Source organism: Enterococcus diestrammenae (assembly GCF_049384045.1).
Lineage (GTDB): Bacteria > Bacillota > Bacilli > Lactobacillales > Enterococcaceae > Enterococcus_C > Enterococcus_C diestrammenae.
Genome location: NZ_JBMRGR010000012.1, coordinates 37,417 through 56,360, shown reverse-complemented (window position 1 = coordinate 56,360; position 18,944 = coordinate 37,417). Strand labels below are relative to the sequence as shown.

The 18,944-nt window shown below is 44.7% G+C and carries 13 protein-coding genes; 9 read left to right on the top strand and 4 right to left on the bottom strand.

The window, feature by feature from the left end:
• The first annotated feature begins 124 nt into the window (after positions 1–124).
• Together ACO03U_RS09425 and ACO03U_RS09420 are read left to right on the top strand one after the other, a co-directional pair.
• On the top strand, positions 125–2,242 hold the full coding sequence (locus ACO03U_RS09425; RefSeq protein ID WP_204686749.1) for a hydantoinase/oxoprolinase family protein: 2,118 nt from the start codon (positions 125–127) through the stop codon (positions 2,240–2,242).
• The gene (locus ACO03U_RS09420) at positions 2,239–2,907 is read left to right on the top strand and encodes a hypothetical protein (RefSeq protein ID WP_204686750.1); all 669 of its coding nucleotides are present in this window, start codon (positions 2,239–2,241) and stop codon (positions 2,905–2,907) included. The genes ACO03U_RS09425 and ACO03U_RS09420 overlap by 4 nt, the downstream gene beginning before the upstream one ends.
• A 106-nt stretch (positions 2,908–3,013) precedes the next feature.
• Here ACO03U_RS09420 and ACO03U_RS09415 read toward each other — a convergent pair whose 3' ends face one another.
• Positions 3,014–3,307, bottom strand: coding sequence for a GIY-YIG nuclease family protein (locus ACO03U_RS09415; RefSeq protein ID WP_204686751.1), 294 nt, complete (start codon positions 3,305–3,307; stop codon positions 3,014–3,016).
• Positions 3,294–4,034 (bottom strand): tRNA1(Val) (adenine(37)-N6)-methyltransferase, encoded by a 741-nt coding sequence (locus ACO03U_RS09410; RefSeq protein WP_204686752.1) that lies wholly within the window; start codon positions 4,032–4,034, stop codon positions 3,294–3,296. The genes ACO03U_RS09415 and ACO03U_RS09410 overlap by 14 nt, the downstream gene beginning before the upstream one ends.
• Before the next feature lie 249 nt (positions 4,035–4,283).
• On the opposite strand from ACO03U_RS09410, the gene ACO03U_RS09405 reads away from it, so the two are divergent.
• The 3 genes from ACO03U_RS09405 (at position 4,284) to ACO03U_RS09395 (ending at position 9,742) form a co-directional block, all read left to right on the top strand.
• Positions 4,284–4,901: a lysophospholipid acyltransferase family protein gene (locus tag ACO03U_RS09405; RefSeq protein ID WP_204686753.1), complete on the top strand. Its 618-nt coding sequence runs from the start codon at positions 4,284–4,286 to the stop codon at positions 4,899–4,901.
• A 209-nt stretch (positions 4,902–5,110) separates the two neighbouring features.
• The gene (locus tag ACO03U_RS09400; protein WP_204686754.1) at positions 5,111–7,420 is read left to right on the top strand and encodes a glycoside hydrolase family 65 protein; all 2,310 of its coding nucleotides are present in this window, start codon (positions 5,111–5,113) and stop codon (positions 7,418–7,420) included.
• Between the two features lie 123 nt (positions 7,421–7,543).
• Complete coding sequence (locus ACO03U_RS09395; protein ID WP_204686755.1) at positions 7,544–9,742, top strand: glycoside hydrolase family 65 protein; 2,199 nt, start codon at positions 7,544–7,546, stop codon at positions 9,740–9,742.
• Positions 9,743–9,804: 62 nt separating this feature from the next.
• On the opposite strand, the gene ACO03U_RS09390 is transcribed toward ACO03U_RS09395, so the two are convergent.
• Together ACO03U_RS09390 and ACO03U_RS09385 are read right to left on the bottom strand one after the other, a co-directional pair.
• Complete coding sequence (locus ACO03U_RS09390) at positions 9,805–11,391, bottom strand: helix-turn-helix domain-containing protein (RefSeq protein ID WP_204686756.1); 1,587 nt, start codon at positions 11,389–11,391, stop codon at positions 9,805–9,807.
• A gap of 72 nt (positions 11,392–11,463) precedes the next feature.
• Entirely contained in the window at positions 11,464–13,161 is a 1,698-nt protein-coding gene (locus ACO03U_RS09385; protein ID WP_204686757.1) for a sensor histidine kinase, read from the bottom strand.
• 353 nt (positions 13,162–13,514) lie between these two features.
• Here ACO03U_RS09385 and ACO03U_RS09380 point away from each other — a divergent pair, with 353 nt between their 5' ends.
• The 4 genes from ACO03U_RS09380 (at position 13,515) to ACO03U_RS09365 (ending at position 18,925) form a co-directional block, all read left to right on the top strand.
• Entirely contained in the window at positions 13,515–14,462 is a 948-nt protein-coding gene (locus ACO03U_RS09380) for an ABC transporter permease (RefSeq protein WP_204686758.1), read from the top strand.
• A 93-nt stretch (positions 14,463–14,555) separates the two neighbouring features.
• Positions 14,556–15,398, top strand: a complete 843-nt coding sequence (locus ACO03U_RS09375) for a carbohydrate ABC transporter permease (protein WP_423104668.1) — start codon at positions 14,556–14,558, stop codon at positions 15,396–15,398.
• Between the two features lie 33 nt (positions 15,399–15,431).
• Positions 15,432–17,015: a type 2 periplasmic-binding domain-containing protein gene (locus ACO03U_RS09370; RefSeq protein WP_204686760.1), complete on the top strand. Its 1,584-nt coding sequence runs from the start codon at positions 15,432–15,434 to the stop codon at positions 17,013–17,015.
• A 71-nt stretch (positions 17,016–17,086) separates the two neighbouring features.
• Entirely contained in the window at positions 17,087–18,925 is a 1,839-nt protein-coding gene (locus tag ACO03U_RS09365; protein WP_204686761.1) for a right-handed parallel beta-helix repeat-containing protein, read from the top strand.
• Positions 18,926–18,944 lie beyond the last annotated feature (19 nt).

Below are 18,944 nucleotides of genomic sequence, written 5' to 3'. Positions count from 1 at the left end.
CTTGAAGTTTCGGCAATAAGCCGTGAGCCAGCTCATGACAAAAAGCGTCATGTTCTGTCTCCCGTCTTATTGCTCAACTTCAGAGCGAGCCATCTCAGCACACTAATAAGGAGGCAAAACAGTTATGAAACGAGCTATTCGGGTCGGCATTGACGTTGGGGGAACCCATACGAAAGCTGTCGCTATTGATAATGATACATTTGAAATTGTGGGGATTGGTTCAGTAAAAACCACCCATGATGATCCTTTGGGCGTATCCGCAGGGGTGGTACAAGCTTTTGAAAAATGTTTGAAGGACAATGGCATTGCACCAGAGGAAGTTACGTTTATCGCTCATAGTACGACCCAGGCTACGAACGCGCTTTTAGAAGGGGACGTGGCTGTGACGGGCGTCGTGGGGATGGGCAATAGTTTTTTGGCTAAACGCCAAGTTGCCATCGATGACATCGTTTTAGACGAAACTGGCAAGCACCGCATCAAGACTCATAATCGTTACCTCTCTTTGAAAAAATATGATCGCAATACCGCCAAACGCACCATTGAAGAATTGGTGGGAGCCGGTGCGGAAGTGATTGTGGCTTCCCAAGCTTTTGGGGTCGATGACAATTTAGAAGAACAAGAAGTCGCTGAAATCGGGAAAGAAATGGGCTTAGAAGTTTCCCAAGCTTCCGATATCAGTAAAATGTACGGCTTATCCAAACGGACACGGACGGCGGTTATCAATGCCTCTATTTTGCCGAAGATGTTTGAAACCGCTGATAGTACCGAAAGCTCAGTACGCCAAGCCGGGATCAATGTGCCACTGATGATCATGCGTGGGGATGGCGGGGTTATGGATATCAACGAAATGCGCAAACGCCCCGTCTTGACCATGTTATCCGGGCCAGCCGCTTCCACAGTCGGTGCCTTGATGTATTTGAAAGCTTCCAATGCGGTGTTCTTTGAAGTAGGGGGCACCAGTACGGATATCGGGGTTATCAAGAATGGTCGGCCGATGATTGATTATTCGGTAGTCGGTGGACACAAAACCTTGATTAGTTCCTTGGACGTTCACGTATCTGGTGTAGCCGGTGGGAGTATGGTACGTGCGGATCGCAATAGTGTCGTGGCAGCCGGGCCTCGTTCTGCCCATATTGCGAAGCTCCCGTATGTGGCTTTCACACCTCCAGAAGAAATCGTGGATCCAAAAGTGGTCCGGATTCAACCTTTGGAAAATGATCCAGATGATTATATCGCAATCGAATGTGCAAACGGCAAACGCTATGCCATCACCGTGACATGCGCAGCTAACAGCTTAGGTTTGGTAAAAGAAGGGGACTATTCTTACGGCTATCCTGAAAGCTGTAACAAAGCGATTGGGGCTTTGGCAGCCGACCTCGGCATGAGTTTGGAAGCTTGTGCCACCCAAATCATGGATAAAGCCAGTGACGTGGTAATCAAGGTCATCAACTTACTAGCCGACAAACATAAAGTGGAACGCAGCCAAATCTCGCTTGTAGGTGGTGGTGGCGGGGCAACTGCCTTGCTTCCTTATACTGCTAAACGCATGGGCCTCGGCTATGATATCGCCAAACACGCAGAAGTAATCTCCTCCATCGGGGTAGCCTTGGCTATGGTACGAGACGTGGTGGAACGGGTAATTCCGAACCCATCCCCACAAGATTTGGAAGATATTCGCAACGAAGCAATCCAATCCGCTACCAAATCCGGTGCTTCGCCAGAAACCATCGAGGTACAGATGGAAATCGATGCCCAAACCAATAAAGTTCGGGCGATTGCTACAGGTTCGACAGAAGTCCGCACCAATGATTTGTCAGCTAAAGTTGACGAAGCGGAAGCACTTAAACTCGTGGCGAAATCCATGCAAGTGCCAGAAGACAAAGTGCATTTGATTGAAGAAAATGACTACTTCTTCTGTTTTGGCACCATGAAAAATGACCATCAAGAAATGCGAATCATCGATAAAAAAGGCTTTATCAAGGTACAACGAGGGGATGCGGAAGCGAAGAAAACCACTGTCGGAGGCATCCGCAATATCGTGGATACCTACTGGGAAGACTTGGCAGTGTACAAGAGTGATATCAAACTGGCGCCAGACATTTACCTGTGTATCGGAGCGAAAGTCATCGACTACACCGGAATGCTGGAGCTCTCACAACTTCACATGGTGATGGATACCGAGCTGATGCAGCACGGCGGGAAAGAAGAAGTCATCGTCGTGGGTGCTCGGAATAACTTATGATGACCTTGTCGGAGCGCTACCGAGACGCCTTGGTAGCGGATCCCCGCCAAGATGCTTTGAATCAATTGCAGGCCGATCGCTTCGGGTCTAAGATTGCTGCGGATGAACAAGCGGGCTTGGTGGATCAAGCGTTAGCCCTAGGATCAGCCTTGGCCGAACAAGTGTTGCAAGAGACTGGGGAAGCTCAGATAGCTAATCTGCTTGTTGAAAATAGTGAGGAGCTCGTGCCGAATCTCTTGGCCATTGCCGATTTTTATGGCGCTCAGGTGACAGAAGACGAGTATCCTGTGGCGCCGGAGTTCACCACTATTGGCTACTTTGAAACGCCTAATCAATTGTTTGTCAATCGCTGGTTTGCCCAATATGATGAGGGGGTCCAAACAGCAGAAATGCCACTGTTGGCTTACGAACAATGGCGACCGGTAGCACTGGCTCATGAGTTGTTTCATTATTTGGATGAGACGAAAAAAATGGTGCCACCCCAGGACTATCGCCTGTCACTGTGGAAGTTGGGACCATACACTCACAAGACGGAGCTTACAATTTTACGGGAAATCGCGGCCATGAGTTTTGCCCAGCATTTGACCAATTGGCCTTTTTACCCGGGACGTTTGACTGAGTTGCTGATGGCGCTGACGGAACTTTACTCAAGCGAATCGAAATAAAAATAGAGCACTGCCGCGAGATGTGGGCAGTGCTCTGTTTATTTGGACACTTTTGATGGCACAAAAATGGCGAAATTTAGCAACCTAGTAATTAGGTTTTCGGTAATTAGACGCTGTGGGAGAGCAGGACGTTTTTCGCTTCATTGGCTAGCAAATATTGGTCTTTGGCCCTGCGACCGAGTTTTTTGAAGGCGGCTTCGGCTTTGGTGGCCTCACTGCGGGTAGCGAAGACTTCCGCATGGATCATCTTCACCGGCCGGCGACTGGCGGGATGGGTGTATTTGGCACCAGAGCCGGAGTTGTGTTCCTTGAGACGGCGGGTCAATTCGGTGGTGTAGCCGCCGTAGTAGCTGTTGTCATGGCAATGCAAGACGTAGAAAAAATGTTCAGTGGCGACCATAAAGCATCTCCTTGATCTCTGGGGTATATTCCCCGTCAGCCCCATACGTAATCAACGGTGGCGCGACTTTGAAGCCGTCTGTCTTGCCATCTTTAATGCCTTCTACCAGTAAAATATTGGCGTCTTTATTAGCTTTTGGATAGACAAACTGTACGCGTTTTGGTGCCAGACGATACTGGGGCATCAACTGCATGATTTCCAAAAAGCGATCTGGGCGGTGAACCATGGCAAAGCGACCATTCATCTTCAACATTTTGGCCGAAACTCGAAGGACGTCATGGAGGTCGGCATGAATTTCGTGGCGGGCAATCGCTAGGTGGGGATTGGGGTTTTTATCATTGGTAGGGAGATTTTTAAAATAAGGCGGATTACACAGGAGCAAATCCGTCGAATCAGCGGGAATTTTACTCAGGCTGTCCTTTAAATCTAGGTTGTAAACGGTGATCTGGTCCTCTAATTGATTTAAGGCGACACTCCGCTGCGCCATCTCCGCTAGCCTCGGTTGCAGTTCCACCATCTCAATGGTAGCTGCTGTTTTTTTTGCGATAAACAAACCGACTGCCCCATTACCAGCACAGAGGTCCACGATTTTCCCACGTTTGGGGATTTTCGGAAAATTTGCCAAAAGAACCGCATCCAATGAGAAGGAGAAGACCTCGCGACTTTGGATGATTTGGATGCCTTCTGCGTAGAGTTGATCGATGCGTTCTCCAGGTTGTAGTCCCACGCCTACTGCTCCCTTCTTTCTCGCAGTTTTTGTTTTGTAAAAAATTTCCAAGGAAGGCTGGAAAAAATTGCCAAAATCAACTGCTTACAATAAAATGTATTATACGTTTGTCCTAGCTGTTTGGCAAACGGGAAAAAAGGCTTGTCACTCTGGAAAAAGTTTTGCATACTTAGAGGGTGAAAGGTCGGAAATAGAAAAAATCGTTGAGTTAATCCCTGATTAGCTGACGTTCGTTGAAAGGTTGATCGAATGTTTTACTCATTTATCCGTGTGGTGGCCCGGGTGGTTTTATTTGTCGCCAATGGCCGGGGGGATTACCAAAACCGGCAAGTCTTACCCAAAGATCGCAACTATATTCTCGTCGCGCCCCATAGAACTTGGTGGGATCCCATCTATATGGCTTTGGCCGCTAGCCCTAAGAAATTTTCTTTTATGGCTAAAGAAGAACTCTTCAAAAATCCCATTTTGCGGTTTATTCTAGTCCATGCCAATGCCTTTCCTGTAGACCGCAACAATCCTGGTCCAAGTACCATCAAAACCCCAGTGAAATTGTTGAAAAATAGTGAGCTGGGTCTGATCATGTTTCCTTCTGGGACCCGCCATTCCTCTGAACTAAAAGGGGGCATGGCCTTGATTGCCAAAATGGCGAAAGTACCGATTGTACCCAGTGTTTATCAGGGTCCGTTGACTTTTAAAGACTTGTTGAAGCGTAAAAAAGTCAAAATCCGCTTCGGTGCCCCCATCGATATTTCCGATATCAAAAAGATGGACAAGGAAGGCTTGGCGGAAGTCGAGCGCCGAATTCAAGGAAGCTTCGACCAGTTGGATCAAGAAGTGGATCCTAATTTTAAATACATTGCGAAATAACTAGCGAATTGCAAGTACCCGATGTCTGAAGGATGTCGGGCTTTTTTGCGCAAGGGAACCGATAAGCTACCCCGTTGATATCTGAATAGTGCACAAGCCCTCCACGATTCCGACAATTCGTCGTCTATTCACGACATCTCTTGCCGCCAGCGTTGAATGCGGTTTCGTTTGCCACTACACTATAAAAAAACGCAAGGAGTGTGGCAAAGATGGCTAAAATTGCTGATCGCTATTTTGAAATTGATCCCTGGAAAGTAATCGAAAAAGGATCTGATCCGGCCTATAGTGAAGTGGCGGAGTCGATTTTTTCATTAGGAAACGAATACGCGGGCGTTCGAGGCTACCATGAGGAAGGCACGACGGCTGAGACGCTACTAGGCAGTTATTTCAATGGAATCTATGAAAATGGCCGACACCTGAATCGAGTGCAGTACAAGGGAATCGTGCAACGGATTCATTTTATGGTGAATACGGTGGACTGGTTGTATACTCGAATTTCTTTAGATGGCGAACAAGTGACGATTGGTGAAAGTCAAATTACCGATTTCAAGCGGGAACTGGATTTACGCAGTGGTATTTTGACGAAGGAGTATGTCGTGACGTTGACCAGTGGGAAAAAAGTGAAGTTGCATTTTTCTCGCTTTCTGCATATGAATCAAGTGGAAAATATGTTTCAGGAAATTTCTGTTACGCCTCTAGATGGTACAACCAAGCTAGAGTTGACTTTGGGAGCGGATTTTGCAACCAAGCATTTTGGTGATGATTATCGCTACTGGCAAATTCTCGATAAAGGAGATTTGGAAGCCGGAGCTGCGATTTTGGGAGAAACCAAAACCACGAAACAAACCTTACTCGCGGCTTTTACCTTGGATACTTCTACCCAACCGGACCAAGTGGAACCTTTGAGTGAGGAGTATTTTGTAGGGAAAAAGCTGATCATCAATCTACCAGCTGGAGAAACCTTTCGAGTGCGCCGCCACGCTGTCAATGTAGCCAAAAAAACGGGGGCGGGGAGTGAGGATTGGTTAGCTGGCTTGCGTGTCTTTGAGCAGAGTCAGCAATTGACTTGGGAGCAAGCTGTTGTGACACAGCGGGCCTACTGGGATCAAGTCTGGGAAAATCAAGACATCGTGATTGTCGGGGATGAAGCGCAACAACAAGGAATCCGTTTTTGTATTTTCCAATTGAACCAAACCTATCATGGGCAAGACCCCCGCAACAATATCGGTGCCAAAGGGCTGACGGGAGAAGCCTACAGCGGACATGCCTTTTGGGATACGGAAACTTGTTGCCTGCCATATTATTTGCTAACCAACCTGGAGGCTGCTAAAAATTTACTGGAATTTCGATACCATACCTTGGAGCAAGCACGAGGGCGGGCGAAAGAATTGGACTGTCAAGGCGCTTGTTATCCCATCGCAACTTTGAATGGGCATGAATCCAGCGACTTGTGGCAACATGCATCGTTGCAGTTTCAGCCGAGTTCTGGGGTGGCTTTTGCGGTCTGGCATTACAGCAAGTTTGCTGATGATAAGGAATTTTTGTATCGCCATGGCTTGGAAATGGTGCTAGAAATTAGTCGCTTCATGGTAAGTCGTGGGGATTGGGACCAAAATCATGAAAACTTTGGTTTGTGGTCGGTGATGGGGCCAGATGAATTCCAGATGATGGTCAATCACAATACCTACACCAATTTGATGGCGAAGTTCTGTATCGATTACGCTAGGGAATTATTGGCGGAAGTCAAAGACAACAGTCCTGAAGATTATCAACTGGGGCTGGCAAAAACTGGTGTGACAGCAGAAGAACTGGCTGAATGGCAGGAAATTTCCGATCACATGAAGATTATCCAAACCGAAGCGGGCCTTTTTGAGCAACATGAAGGTTTCTTCCAACTGCCACATGTGGATATCCATCAGATTCCAGTAGAAGAATTCCCACTGTATCACCACTGGTCTTACGATCGGATTTATCGCAACGATATGATCAAACAACCGGACGTCTTGATGTTCCTCTTTCTGTTGAACCAACATTTCACCAAAGCGGTCAAACGAGTCAACTACGAGTTTTATGAACCAAAAACAATTCATGAATCCTCTTTGTCACCAGCGATTCATTCGATTTTGGCGGCGGAGTTGGGTAAAGAAGCGGATGCCTTTGCTTTCTTTGAATTCGCCACCCGTATGGATCTGGACAACTACAACCGCAATACGCGGGAAGGGTTGCATACCACGTCGATTGCTGGGGCCTGGATGAACATTGTTTATGGGTTTGGTGGCATCCGGACAGACGGCACCGAGTTGGTCATGGCGCCGATGATTCCAAATGATTGGGAGGCATATAGCTTCCATGTCCATTACAAGGGGGCCCATCTCTTCACCACCGTCACAAAAACCGGTTACACTATCGAAATGATGGGACAGTCCGCGTTGTCGATTTTACTCCATGAGAAAAAGGTGCTCTTGAAGGCTGGTAAGAATGATTTTATTTGGGAGGCTAGCCCAGATTTAGACAGATAGCTGGGGGATTTCTATTTTCATTGGCAAACAGTCGCAACGATCGAGATGCTGTCAGTAGGACCCATCACGAAGCTTGCGACTGTTTTTGAAAAAATAATTTCCTTGGAGGAGAAAGGAGTCATCATGAAGCATCTATTAAGGGAAACGGGCTATGATCCAAAACAGACAGTCCACTTTGGCAACAAGTTTTTAGTGGCAAATGGTTATCTCGGGGTACGTGGGACGCTGGAAGAATTTGGTAAAAAGGAATTAGCGGCGATTAATTTAGGCGGCTTATATGATCAAGTCCCAGGAAAATGGCGGGAACCAGTCAATGCGCCGAACCCGTTTTTCACCTTTATCAGAGTGGATCATCAAATCGTCAGCCTTTTGACCCATAAGCCACAGAAACATCAGCAAAGTCTCGATCTTTATACCGCGACCCATCACCGGGAAACGAGTTTTCAAATCAAAGATAATCATGTCACTGTGAAAGCCAAACGGACCGCCTCTGCTGCGGAGGTCCACACCTTGTTGTTGGAATATCAAGTAACGGTCACCAAGGCGACCCATTTGGAAATTGTCACCGGGATTGACGGGGATGTTTGGGATATCAACGGTCCCCATTTGACGGATTATCAAATGGAAACCGGCCCTATCTTACAAATGACCGCTACTACTCAAGCCAAAGGAGAGATTGTCTCTGTCGGGGAGGTAGTCATCAGTGATCAGCAGTATCAGGAATATTTTACGATGGATCAAAAGCAGCTGTTGCGACATCTAGCCTATGAGTTGGCTGCGGGAGAAACTGTGACGCTTCAAAAGCAAATCGCGATCTATCATAGCCACGAAGCTAGTGATCCAAGGGGGGCTTGCCGCCCTGATCTAGAGGGGGCTACTGAAGCATCGATTGCTAAAGCGTGGCAGGCCCACCAGCAAGTTTGGCAAAAGCGTTGGGATCTGACGGATGTTACCATTACCGGGGATGATGAGGCAGATTTTGCCCTGCGTTATAGCTTGTATCAGTTACAGATTATCGCTCCACATCACCGTAGCGGCTTGTCGATTCCCGCTCGCGGGCTATCGGGGCAAACCTATAAAGGGGCTGTTTTCTGGGATACGGAAATGTTTATGATGCCAGTCTTTTTGCATCATGATAGCCGATTAGTTCGACATTTATTGCAATATCGGATTGATAGTTTGCCACTGGCTCGGCAAAAGGCGGCGAGCTATGGGTTTCGGGGAGCATTTTTTGCTTGGGAATCCCAAGAAGCAGGCTATGATGCCACCAGCGACTACAATGTGGTGGATGTCTTTACCAAACGCCCCCAGCGGACGTATTTCAAGGATAAACAGATTCATATTTCTGGCGATATCGTCTATGCTTTAAAACAATATGTGGACTATACCAAAGATGAAAGCCTCCTTTTGGCGGGAGGGTTGGAAGTTATTTTAGAAGCTGCACGATTTTATCTGTCTTATCTGTATTACAAGTCGGAAAAAGACCGCTATGAAGCGATTGATGTCTTAGGACCGGATGAATACCATGAACGAGTGTACAACAATGCCTACACCTCCAAACTTATTCAGTTTACTATAGAAACAGCGGTCAACTTAACAGACGCACTGGCGATGCGTTACCCGGCGGAAGTTGCTGCTATTATTGAAAAACTGGACTTTGAAGAAGATTTATTTGCATTGAAGGTCATCGCGGATAAAATCTATGTGCCTCAGCCAAATTCTGAGACTGAGTTAGTCCAACAGTTTGATGGCTATTTCCAATTGGAGGACACCACAGCAGCGGTGTTGCGGCAACGACTCCTAGATCCCAAAGAGTATTGGGGAGGAGCTTATGGAGTAGCAAGTGACACGCAAGTTATTAAACAAGCCGATACGATTATGATGCAGTATTTATTTGCTGATGAATACTCTCAGTCTCAGCTTGAGAAAAATTGGTTGTATTATGAGCCCCGCACAGAACATGGCTCCTCCTTGAGTGCGTGTATTTATGGGCTGGTAGCTTGTATGATTGGCCGGCAAGACTGGGCCTATGATTATTTCATGAAGACCGCTCAAGTGGATTTGACAGGTGAAAGCAAAACTTTCGCTGGGGATTTGTATATTGGTGGGACCCATCCAGCAGCCAACGGTGGCGCTTGGATGGTGGCAATTTTAGGCTTTTGCGGGTTAGCCATCAAAAACAATCAAGTCACTCTGCAACCTCGGTTACCCAAAAAATGGGCTCAAGTTGCTTTTAAGATTAAGTATCAAGGCCAAGTCTATCAAATCTGTTGCTTTCATGATGGGGCTAAAATTACCCCATTGCCAACCACTGCTTGCTAGTCTAAAAAATCCCCACTGCGGTTTTACGACGCAGTGGGGATTTTTTTAGATGGAGTTTGACCTTATCGTTGACGAGGCTGAGCCGTATTCCGATATTCTACTGGGGTCACGCCGACTTCTTTTTTAAAAATCTTGGTGAAGTAGGAGTAATTGTCATAGCCTACCGAACTAGCGATTTGATAAATAGGTTCATCGGAATGTAGCAACAGACTTTTGGCTAAGCCCAGACGTTTTTCTGTAATATAGTTGACCAACGTTTGACCGGTTTCCTTTTTGAAAAGGCGTGCTAGATGATCTTCGCTGAGATAGACCACCTCAGCCAAAGCTTTGCGGTTAAGGTCTTCGGTAAAATGCTTGTCGATATAAGTGATTAAGATTTTGGCGATGGATTGCTTGGAGTCTAGCAACTGGATATAGTTTCGCGCAGTTTCAAAGTAATTGGTGAGATAGCTATAAAAAGCTTCCAGAGAATTGTAACAACGCTGAAGCAAAAAATCGTGTTCGACATTTTGAAAGAGCTTGTGGGCCAAAATCCCTTTGGCGTCCAAGTAAATCCCCGTCTTTTGCGTAATATCCAAACGCAAACTCTTTAAAACGGGTAGGGCAATCAAGCCCTGACTTTCAAAAGAGGCCATTTCTTGGGACAAACTGTCATCTAGTTGTTGGCCAGAATTGGCTAACAAAAAATTGGTAATCTCAAAGGGTTCTTCTTGATAGACGGGTAAGTTTGGCAGTTTTCCCCGAAGTAAATACACACTTTGGGAATGGCCCACTGCTTGGTCGAGAAAATCATAGAGGGCTTTTGTTTGGTTCAAAATCGTGTCTAGGTTGGCACTATTTCCGACAATCAGTTGGATTTTTTGCTGGGTGAGCTGGCTTAGGGTTTGGTGCAAGGTTTCCATCTCAAGGGAGAAATCACCAGTTAGCTGCTGCGAACGTTTTAAGAGCAGAAAATATTTTTCTGACCAAGTATCGATTTTGAATAAAGCACCAAGACGGTAAGCTGGCTGGGCCACTAATACTTGGTCAATGGCTGACTTGAGTAGTTCACTCCAGGTGAGTTCGTTGGCTGTATGTTGCGTAAAATCAATGTCTAAGCTGACGACGATGGGCAGTAATCGTTCATCATTTGCTAATTGCAGCCCCATCCTACGACTATCTTGTAAAAAAAGAGCTTGTTGGTCATCGGTTCGTTGGGGCTTGCGGAGATGGTCATACCAGAAGGTCCGTTCCAAGACATAGCGATCATTGGGAGATAAGGCGGAAGCTTGGCGTTTTTCGTTGATTTTGTTAACGGCTTTTTTGATGATCAGCTCCAACTTATCGTATTCAATCGGTTTTAGATAGTACTCAAAACTACTGAGTTCAATCGCTTTTTGAGCGTAATTAAAATCAGCATAGTTGGTTAAAAAAATCGCTTGTACTTCATAGTTTTCTTGGCGTATCCAAGATAATAATTCCAAACCACTTCCTCGCGGCATTTCGATGTCGCTGATTAGCAGTTGGATTGCTTGTGTTTTGATGATTTCTTGGGCCTGTTGCATATTGTAGGCACTAAAGACGTGTTTAATACCTAAAGCTGACCAATGGACTTTTTCTTGTAATGCTTTGACGATGTAGCGATCATCATCCACTAACAAAATGTTCATTTCCATTTCCTCCCGGTGTGTCAAAAATCCGATCTCTTCTGTCAGGTGCTAGCTAGTAAACCTGCTGATAGGTTAAGTGTTTAGTTTAGGTTGGTTGCTGCTGGCTGTGATGGCTTGATAAGGAATAATCAATTGAATCCAAGTGCCATGACCTTGTTGATTTTTAAAGGCTAGCTGGTATTTTGTGCCATAGAGTAAGTCCAAACGCTCCCGGACATTGGTTAGGCCAACATGTTTACCTTCCGGCGTCACTAAGGAGGTGTGGCTTTGGAGTTTTTCTAAGACATCTTCGGGAAAACCGTAGCCATTGTCTTTAATCGTGATTGTATAGTGAGATTTGGCGAGATTAGTAAAGCTGACATCGATATCGATGACTAAATTGTCATCCACCGTGTAAGAATGCTTCACGGCATTTTCGATGAAGGTTTGCAAAACTAGCGGGGGAATCGCTGCATCTGCTAGGTTGTGATCCAGATGGAGATAGGTCTTTAAGCTATCCCCATAGCGTAATTTTTGGACAGCCAGGTAGTTTTCAATATGGGCCAGTTCAGCGGAAAGACCAACAAAATCTTGGGTGGACTGAAACAAGTAGCGGAGATATTTGGAGGTGGATAAGGTGAGCTCCTCTATCTCGTGATAATTTTCCGTTTGCACCATACTGTGAATCGTCGAAAGGATATTTAAGTAAAAATGGGGTTGAATTTGGGTACGGAGATAGTTCAACTCCATTCTTTTTTGTTCCAATTCCGACTCATACACATTGATTCGCAGATTTTGCATCTCCCGCACCATCCCGGTGATTTGATCATTGGCATTATCGATTTCTGAAATTCCCTCGTCGATGAGTTTCACCGGTTCTTCTTTGGAAATCCGAATCAGACGATCGGTAAAGCGCCGCACCGGTCGAATCACTCGTGTTTGAATATAAAAAAGTAAAAATAGCGAAAAGGCACCGATGATAAATGGTAGTAGTAACATCATTACCTGCAAAAACAGCATATTTTTAAAGGCAGAAGGATAATCAATCTTCACAAAGACATCAAACGGTAGCTGCGTTTCCTCTTGGTTAAAGTGTAATACCGGGTTACCAAAAAGCAGATTGATGAAGCCGTTTGACTGAGTCTCTGGAGGCATGGTTGAAATGCTACCTTGATTCCCAATCTCAATTGTATTCAACGGTGTTAGGAGATCCTTGGTAGCAACGACTGCGAAAATCGTTTTTTCATTGTAGTGGACGCTGCGATAAAGGTACTCTTGATTGTATAAGGAGACTTTCTCCCAGTTATTACTAGCGCCACTCGTCGTTTTTAGTTGTTCTGGCTGATTGAAAAAGTCTTCTAGCTGGTGATAGACACTGTAATCCAGATGGAGGGCTGAAGCATTGGTAAAACGGTGGTTGCTTGTCGTAGCTACTAAAAATGTCCAGTCCACATTGGTGGAAAACATAAAATCGGTGACGCGATAGCGAAGTTTTCGCAGGCCAGTTTCGTACTCGTTGTGAGTCGTACTGGTGGCGATTTCGTCGATTGAAGGTTCATGTAGGGCGCTCCAAAACATGAAGTGATCCACGGCTTTCAATTCTTTTTGCAATGAATCAGCATAAATATTGATAGAGCTAGTCATCTGATTGATATTTTGCTTATGGATCGTACTGATGCTTAAAAAGCTCAAAATAAAATTGATGAATAAGATGGGAATCAATAGGATGATCAGCATCTTTGCATAGTAGTCGATGGAATGGCTCGAGTTGGTTAACGTTAGTTTTTGCATGGGCTTTCACCTCTTATCTTCATTATACTGTATTTCTATTTCTTCACGATGGTACTTTTACGACAGTTTTTTTTGCTTTGTCGGAAATGTACACAATCGCTAGAAAGCGCATCCAGAAATTGACGGAAATCTACTAAGTTTGCCTATTGATAGTTCTATAAGGAAAAGCTACCGCCCACTATAATCGATAGTGTAAGGAAAAACAACGAGTTGTAAAAAATGCTAATAGTGGGGTGAAAAAGTTAGCAAAAACTAGCCCTTCATCGGAAAGTTTTTTCTAGACGAAGGGATCTGGTAGAGGATCAGACTGGTTTTTATCATCAATACTTTTATACGAAAAGGAGTGGAGTTTTATGGAGAAGTCACTACGCCCACCGGTTGCAAAAAAGGGCTTTAAAGACTTGTACAAGCGCAAGATTAAGGGAAGCATTCCTTTATACGTGTTGTTATTACCGTCAATTATTTTACTGATTATCTTTGCTTATGTTCCCATGGGTGGGTTGATGATTGCCTTTAAGGATTATTCACCAGCCTTAGGAATGTTGAAAAGTCCTTTTGTGGGCTTAAAGCATTTTACGCAATACTTTAATTCCTTCCAATTTGGGGTCACCTTAAAAAATACCCTAAAGATTTCCATCTACAGTATTATTGTAGGGTTCCCCTTACCGATTCTTTTGGCATTAATCTGTAACCAAATTCGTCTCGAGAAGTTCAAAAAATTCTTCCAAGTCACTACTTACCTGCCGCATTTTATTTCGACGATGGTGATGTGCGGGATGTTGTTACTCTTTTTGTCACCAAATAATGGTTTGATTGCCAATGCTTTGAAACTATTGAATATCAATATGCCTAACTTGCTTTCGAGTCCTGGCCGCTTTGCTTCGGTGTATGTCTGGAGTGATGTCTGGCAACACGTAGGCTGGGACAGTATCATCTATTTGGCGGCTTTGTCTGCCATCGATCCAACCTACTACGAAGCGGCAACGATGGATGGCGCGTCTCGGTTACAAAAGATCCGCCACATCGATATTCCTTTGATTATTCCAACTGCGATGATTCTTTTGATTTTGCGAGCTGGAGGAATTTTGAATGTCGGTTTTGAAAAAGTCTTGTTGCTCCAAAATCCGCTGAACTTACAAGGAAGTGAAATCATTTCCACTTATGTTTATAAAGTGGGGATGCAAAACTTTCAATATAGTTTGTCCACCGCGATTGGCTTATTTAACACTGTCGTCAACGTCATCGTCTTAGTCTTTGTCAATTGGTTGTCCCGCAAGACCACGAAGACCGGCTTATTCTAGGAGGGAAAAGGTATGGAACTGATCAAACGCAAAGAAAAAACCTCCGTAAGTCGCTGGCGGAAGAAAGATGTTAAAGAACGACTTTTTGACGTGATGATTTACGGTGGTGCGATTCTCTTGATTTTATTGATTGTCTATCCGTTATGGTTTGTCATCATCGCCTCTTTTAGTGATCCGGCTGATGTCGCAAATGGCCATATCTGGTTTTGGCCACGGGAATGGAAATTGGATGGTTACAAAGCCTTGTTTGAACAATCACTGATATGGCGTAGTTATTTAAATACCATCTTGTACACCGTTGTAGGGACGATTTTTGCCTTGTTAGTCAATATTCCTGCAGGCTATGCCTTGTCCCGGAGTGATCTTTATGGCAAAAAATATTTGTCGGTCTTCTACGTGATTCCCATGTTTGTCAGTGGCGGCTTGATTCCAATCTATTTGACGGTGAAGCAAGTTGGCCTCTTAGATAACTTCTGGGTGATGGTGATTCCTTTCGCCGTTTCTAGTTATAACATTATCGTTGCCCGCACCTTCTTTAACAACAGTATTCCAGAAGGTTTATGGGAAGCAGCACAGATCGACGGCTGTAGTACTATTCGTTATTTTATCAGTATTGTGGTGCCGCTATCCAAGGCGATTTTAGCAGTTATCGGTTTATGGACCGCGGTAGGGATTTGGAACTCTTGGTTTAATGCCTTGATTTATTTGACGGATGAAAACCTTCAACCGCTGCAACTGATTTTGCGCCGGTTGCTCATCAGCAACCAAACGCTCCAAAATCAGGCAACCGGCAGCCTGGCTTCGGAATTGCGAGCCACTGCTGATATGATGAAATACGCGGCAATCGTGGTTTCAACCGCTCCAATTATGATGTTGTATCCTTTCTTGCAGAAATATTTCAACCAAGGGGTCATGATTGGCGCGATTAAAGAATAAACACTATATAATTAATGCTAGGAGGAAAAAGAAATGAAGCGAAAAATGGGTGCTTTCTTAACCACTGCAGCGGTCTTGGCGTTATTAGCAGGTTGTGGCAGTAGTTCAGGAGACGATGCCAAAAAAGACAGTGGCAAAACAGAAGGGGGAGCTGGAGCAACTAGTTTTAAAGTAGCAACGGTTCGCTGGGCAGACTGGGGAGACGACTACCAAAAAGGCTTTTTAGAAGAAAGCGCGAAAGATGCAGGGGTCAATATCAAGTGGGATACCTACCTGAACGCTGACTGGGGGGATAAAAAATCCGTCCTGTTGGCCGGTGGTGATTTGCCGGATGCTTTCTTAGGGTCGATTACGTTAAATGACGCAGAAATTGCCCAAAACCAAGCGATGTTTATCCCGTTAGAAGATTATATCGAATCCAGCATGCCAAACTTAAAAGCAGCGATGGAAAAAGAACCTAAACTCAAAGCGTTGATTACTTCGCCAGACGGACATATCTATAGTTTGCCAAAAAAATTACCAATGCGGCCAACAATCGATAATCAATTGTTTATCAACCAAACTTGGCTGGATAACTTGGGCTTAGAAATGCCAGATACCTATGAAGATTTTATCAAAGTTTTGACGGCCTTTAAGGAAGAAGACGCCAATGGTAATGGCGATAAAAATGATGAAATTCCTTATGGTGCCGGTAATGCCGACCCAACCTTTAGCTTTATCTTGCCATTTGATAACCGTCGAGGCCAAGATCAAACTTATGAAATGTCCTTAAAAGATGGCAAACCAGTCTATCTTCGGACCGAAGAAAGCTACAAAGAAGGGATTGCTTGGATGCATGAAGCTTATGCAAAAGGCTTGATTGATCCGGAACTCTTTACCCAAGATAGCTCCATGTCTGATGCTAAACGGATGGATAAAAATGCTGCTTTAGTTGGGGTTTCTGTAGGTTGGACAGCGGATGCGACATTTGGCTTACACGCTAAAGAATACGTTGCTATGCAGCCTCTGAAAGGTCCTGATGGCAATCGTTATGTCTTTTCTGATCCTGATCACTACAACTATGGCCGCAATGAATTCATGGTGACTACTTCATGTGAAGATCCAGAATCTTTGTTGAAATGGGCAGACTCTTTCTATACCGATGATGCAAGTATTCAAACTTACTATGGTTCATTTGGTATCGGAACGGAAAAAGAGGGGGACAATTACAAAGTCTTGCCACCTCAAGGGGAAGAATCCGCTGACTCATGGGCTTGGATCAACTCTTTGCGGGACTTTGGTCCAAAATTTGTTGAAGATGGCTTCAATGACAAAGTTACAATCGATGACACTCAAGGTGACGGCCTGAAATTGAAATTGGATGAAGAAATCAACCAATATGCTTTACCAGCTTTCCCTAATGTCAACTATTCCCCAGAAGAACTGAACAAGATTTCTTCAATCTATGTGGACATCAGTTCTTATGTTACTCAAATGGCTTCCAAATGGGTTGTCGAAGGTGGCATTGACAAAGAATGGGATAGCTATATCAAACAATTGGATCAAATGGGGATGCAAGACTTCATGAAAATCCAACAAGACGCCTTTGACCGCTACGAAAAAGCGTTGGAAGGCTGATCATTATTTGTAAAAGGGCATCTACGGGTGTCCTTTCCTTACATAGAAATACGAGTGTTTGGAGGCAAGGGATGAAAAAGAAAACTGGTTGGGGTTTGCTATTAGCGATTTTATTCTTAAATAGCGGAAGTTTGGGCTATGCTGCAACGGAAAAATCCTCAGAAAATGGCATAGCCGAATATGGACCAATCCTAGCCTATCAACAGGTAGAAGCGGAAAGTTGTGAAACGAATGGGAAAATTATAGCTGATGAAAGAGCTTATTTTACCCCGGGCTCAGAAGCTTCTGGAAAAAGCTATGTCCGACTAGATCAGGCTGGGCAAACATTATCTTTTAAAACCGAAGTAGACAGTGATAGTTTGATAATTCGAGGGAGCGTGCCAGATAGTTCTACTGGTGGTGGCGAGGAGCATCCTTTGATATTAAAAATTGGCGAAAATACTCAGACCATCCAACTCTCCTCGAAACTCTCTTGGGTATACGGTGACTTTCCTTGGACTAATGACCCGGCGGATGGCCGCCCCCATAATTATTTTGATGACCATATTTTGACCTTTTCAGAGATTATTCCGGCCGGTACTGAGATTACTCTGGAAGTACCAGCAGTCAAGGATACCGCAGCTTTTTACTTAATCGATTTACTGGATACAGAGTTGCAACCGGCAATCGTCCCCCAACCAGAAGATAGTTTGAGTATCACTGATTTTGGAGCAGTAGCCAATGATGGCAAAGATGATAGTGTCGCTTTAAATGAGGCTATCGCTGAGGCAGCAACTAGCCAACAGACAGTCTACTTACCGGCGGGCACTTATGAGATTTATAATCCGGCATTGGTGAAGGGTATTTTATTAACCAAAGATAATTTAGAAATTGCCGGAGCAGGTATGTGGCACACTCGTTTGGAAACGAAAACAGCCGGTTTTTACATTCGGGGAGAAAATATTACGGTCCGTGATTTAGCGTTATTTGGTCAGACCGATGTGCGGCGGGATAATGAACCACCGGGAATTGCGGTGGAGTCAGATACAGGTCAAAGCCGCAATATTTCCTTGGAAAACCTCTGGATAGAACATACCAAAGTCGGTGTCTGGGCTAATCGTATTGATCACCTAAAACTGACCAATAGCCGGGTGCGCAATGTCATGGCAGATGGCATTAACCTGTGTCGTGGTACTTCCAACAGCGAAGTTTCTTATAGTGATTTTCGTAATACCGGAGACGATGGAATCGCCATGTGGTCCAGTTCGTTGGTAGATCAAAATAACAAAATTTTCCACAATACAGTGCGTTACCCGTGGTTAGCCAATAATATCGCCATTTACGGTGGGGAGGACCATGAAGTCTATGGCAATGATCTACGGGACACAGTGGGGATGGGCGGTGGCATCAACATCAGCACCCGTTTCAAGCCTCAGCCTTTTGCTGGTAGCCATCAGATATACGAGAATCAATTATTGCGCTGTGGTAGTTTGGAAAATGATACGAAAGCTGAATACGGGGCAATTTGGGTGAATACCGAACCTGGATTTGACAATGCCGCCCAGATACAGATTAAAAACAATAAAATTTTAGACAGCCCTTATCAAGGAATCTATCTATTTAATAGCGGAAAACTGACCAATATGACCTTTTCTGGAAATCAAATTAAAGGTGGTACTACGTATGGCATTGAAGTCGATCCCAGCGCTCAAGGGAAAGTTACTCTTACGAACAATGAGATTCAAGAATTTTCGGAGGGCAAGTTTAAAAATGAGAGCCAATTAATTTTGACTGAGGTATCCGCTACCAAGACAAAGGGCAAGAACTCTTCAAGTAAGATAACTGGTATTGTATTAGGTATTGGTGCTGTGGGATTGTTAATTGCCGGTGGCCTTTGGATTTGGTATCGTAAATCCCGCCATCGTAAATAACAAGGGTTTAGATTTGCTT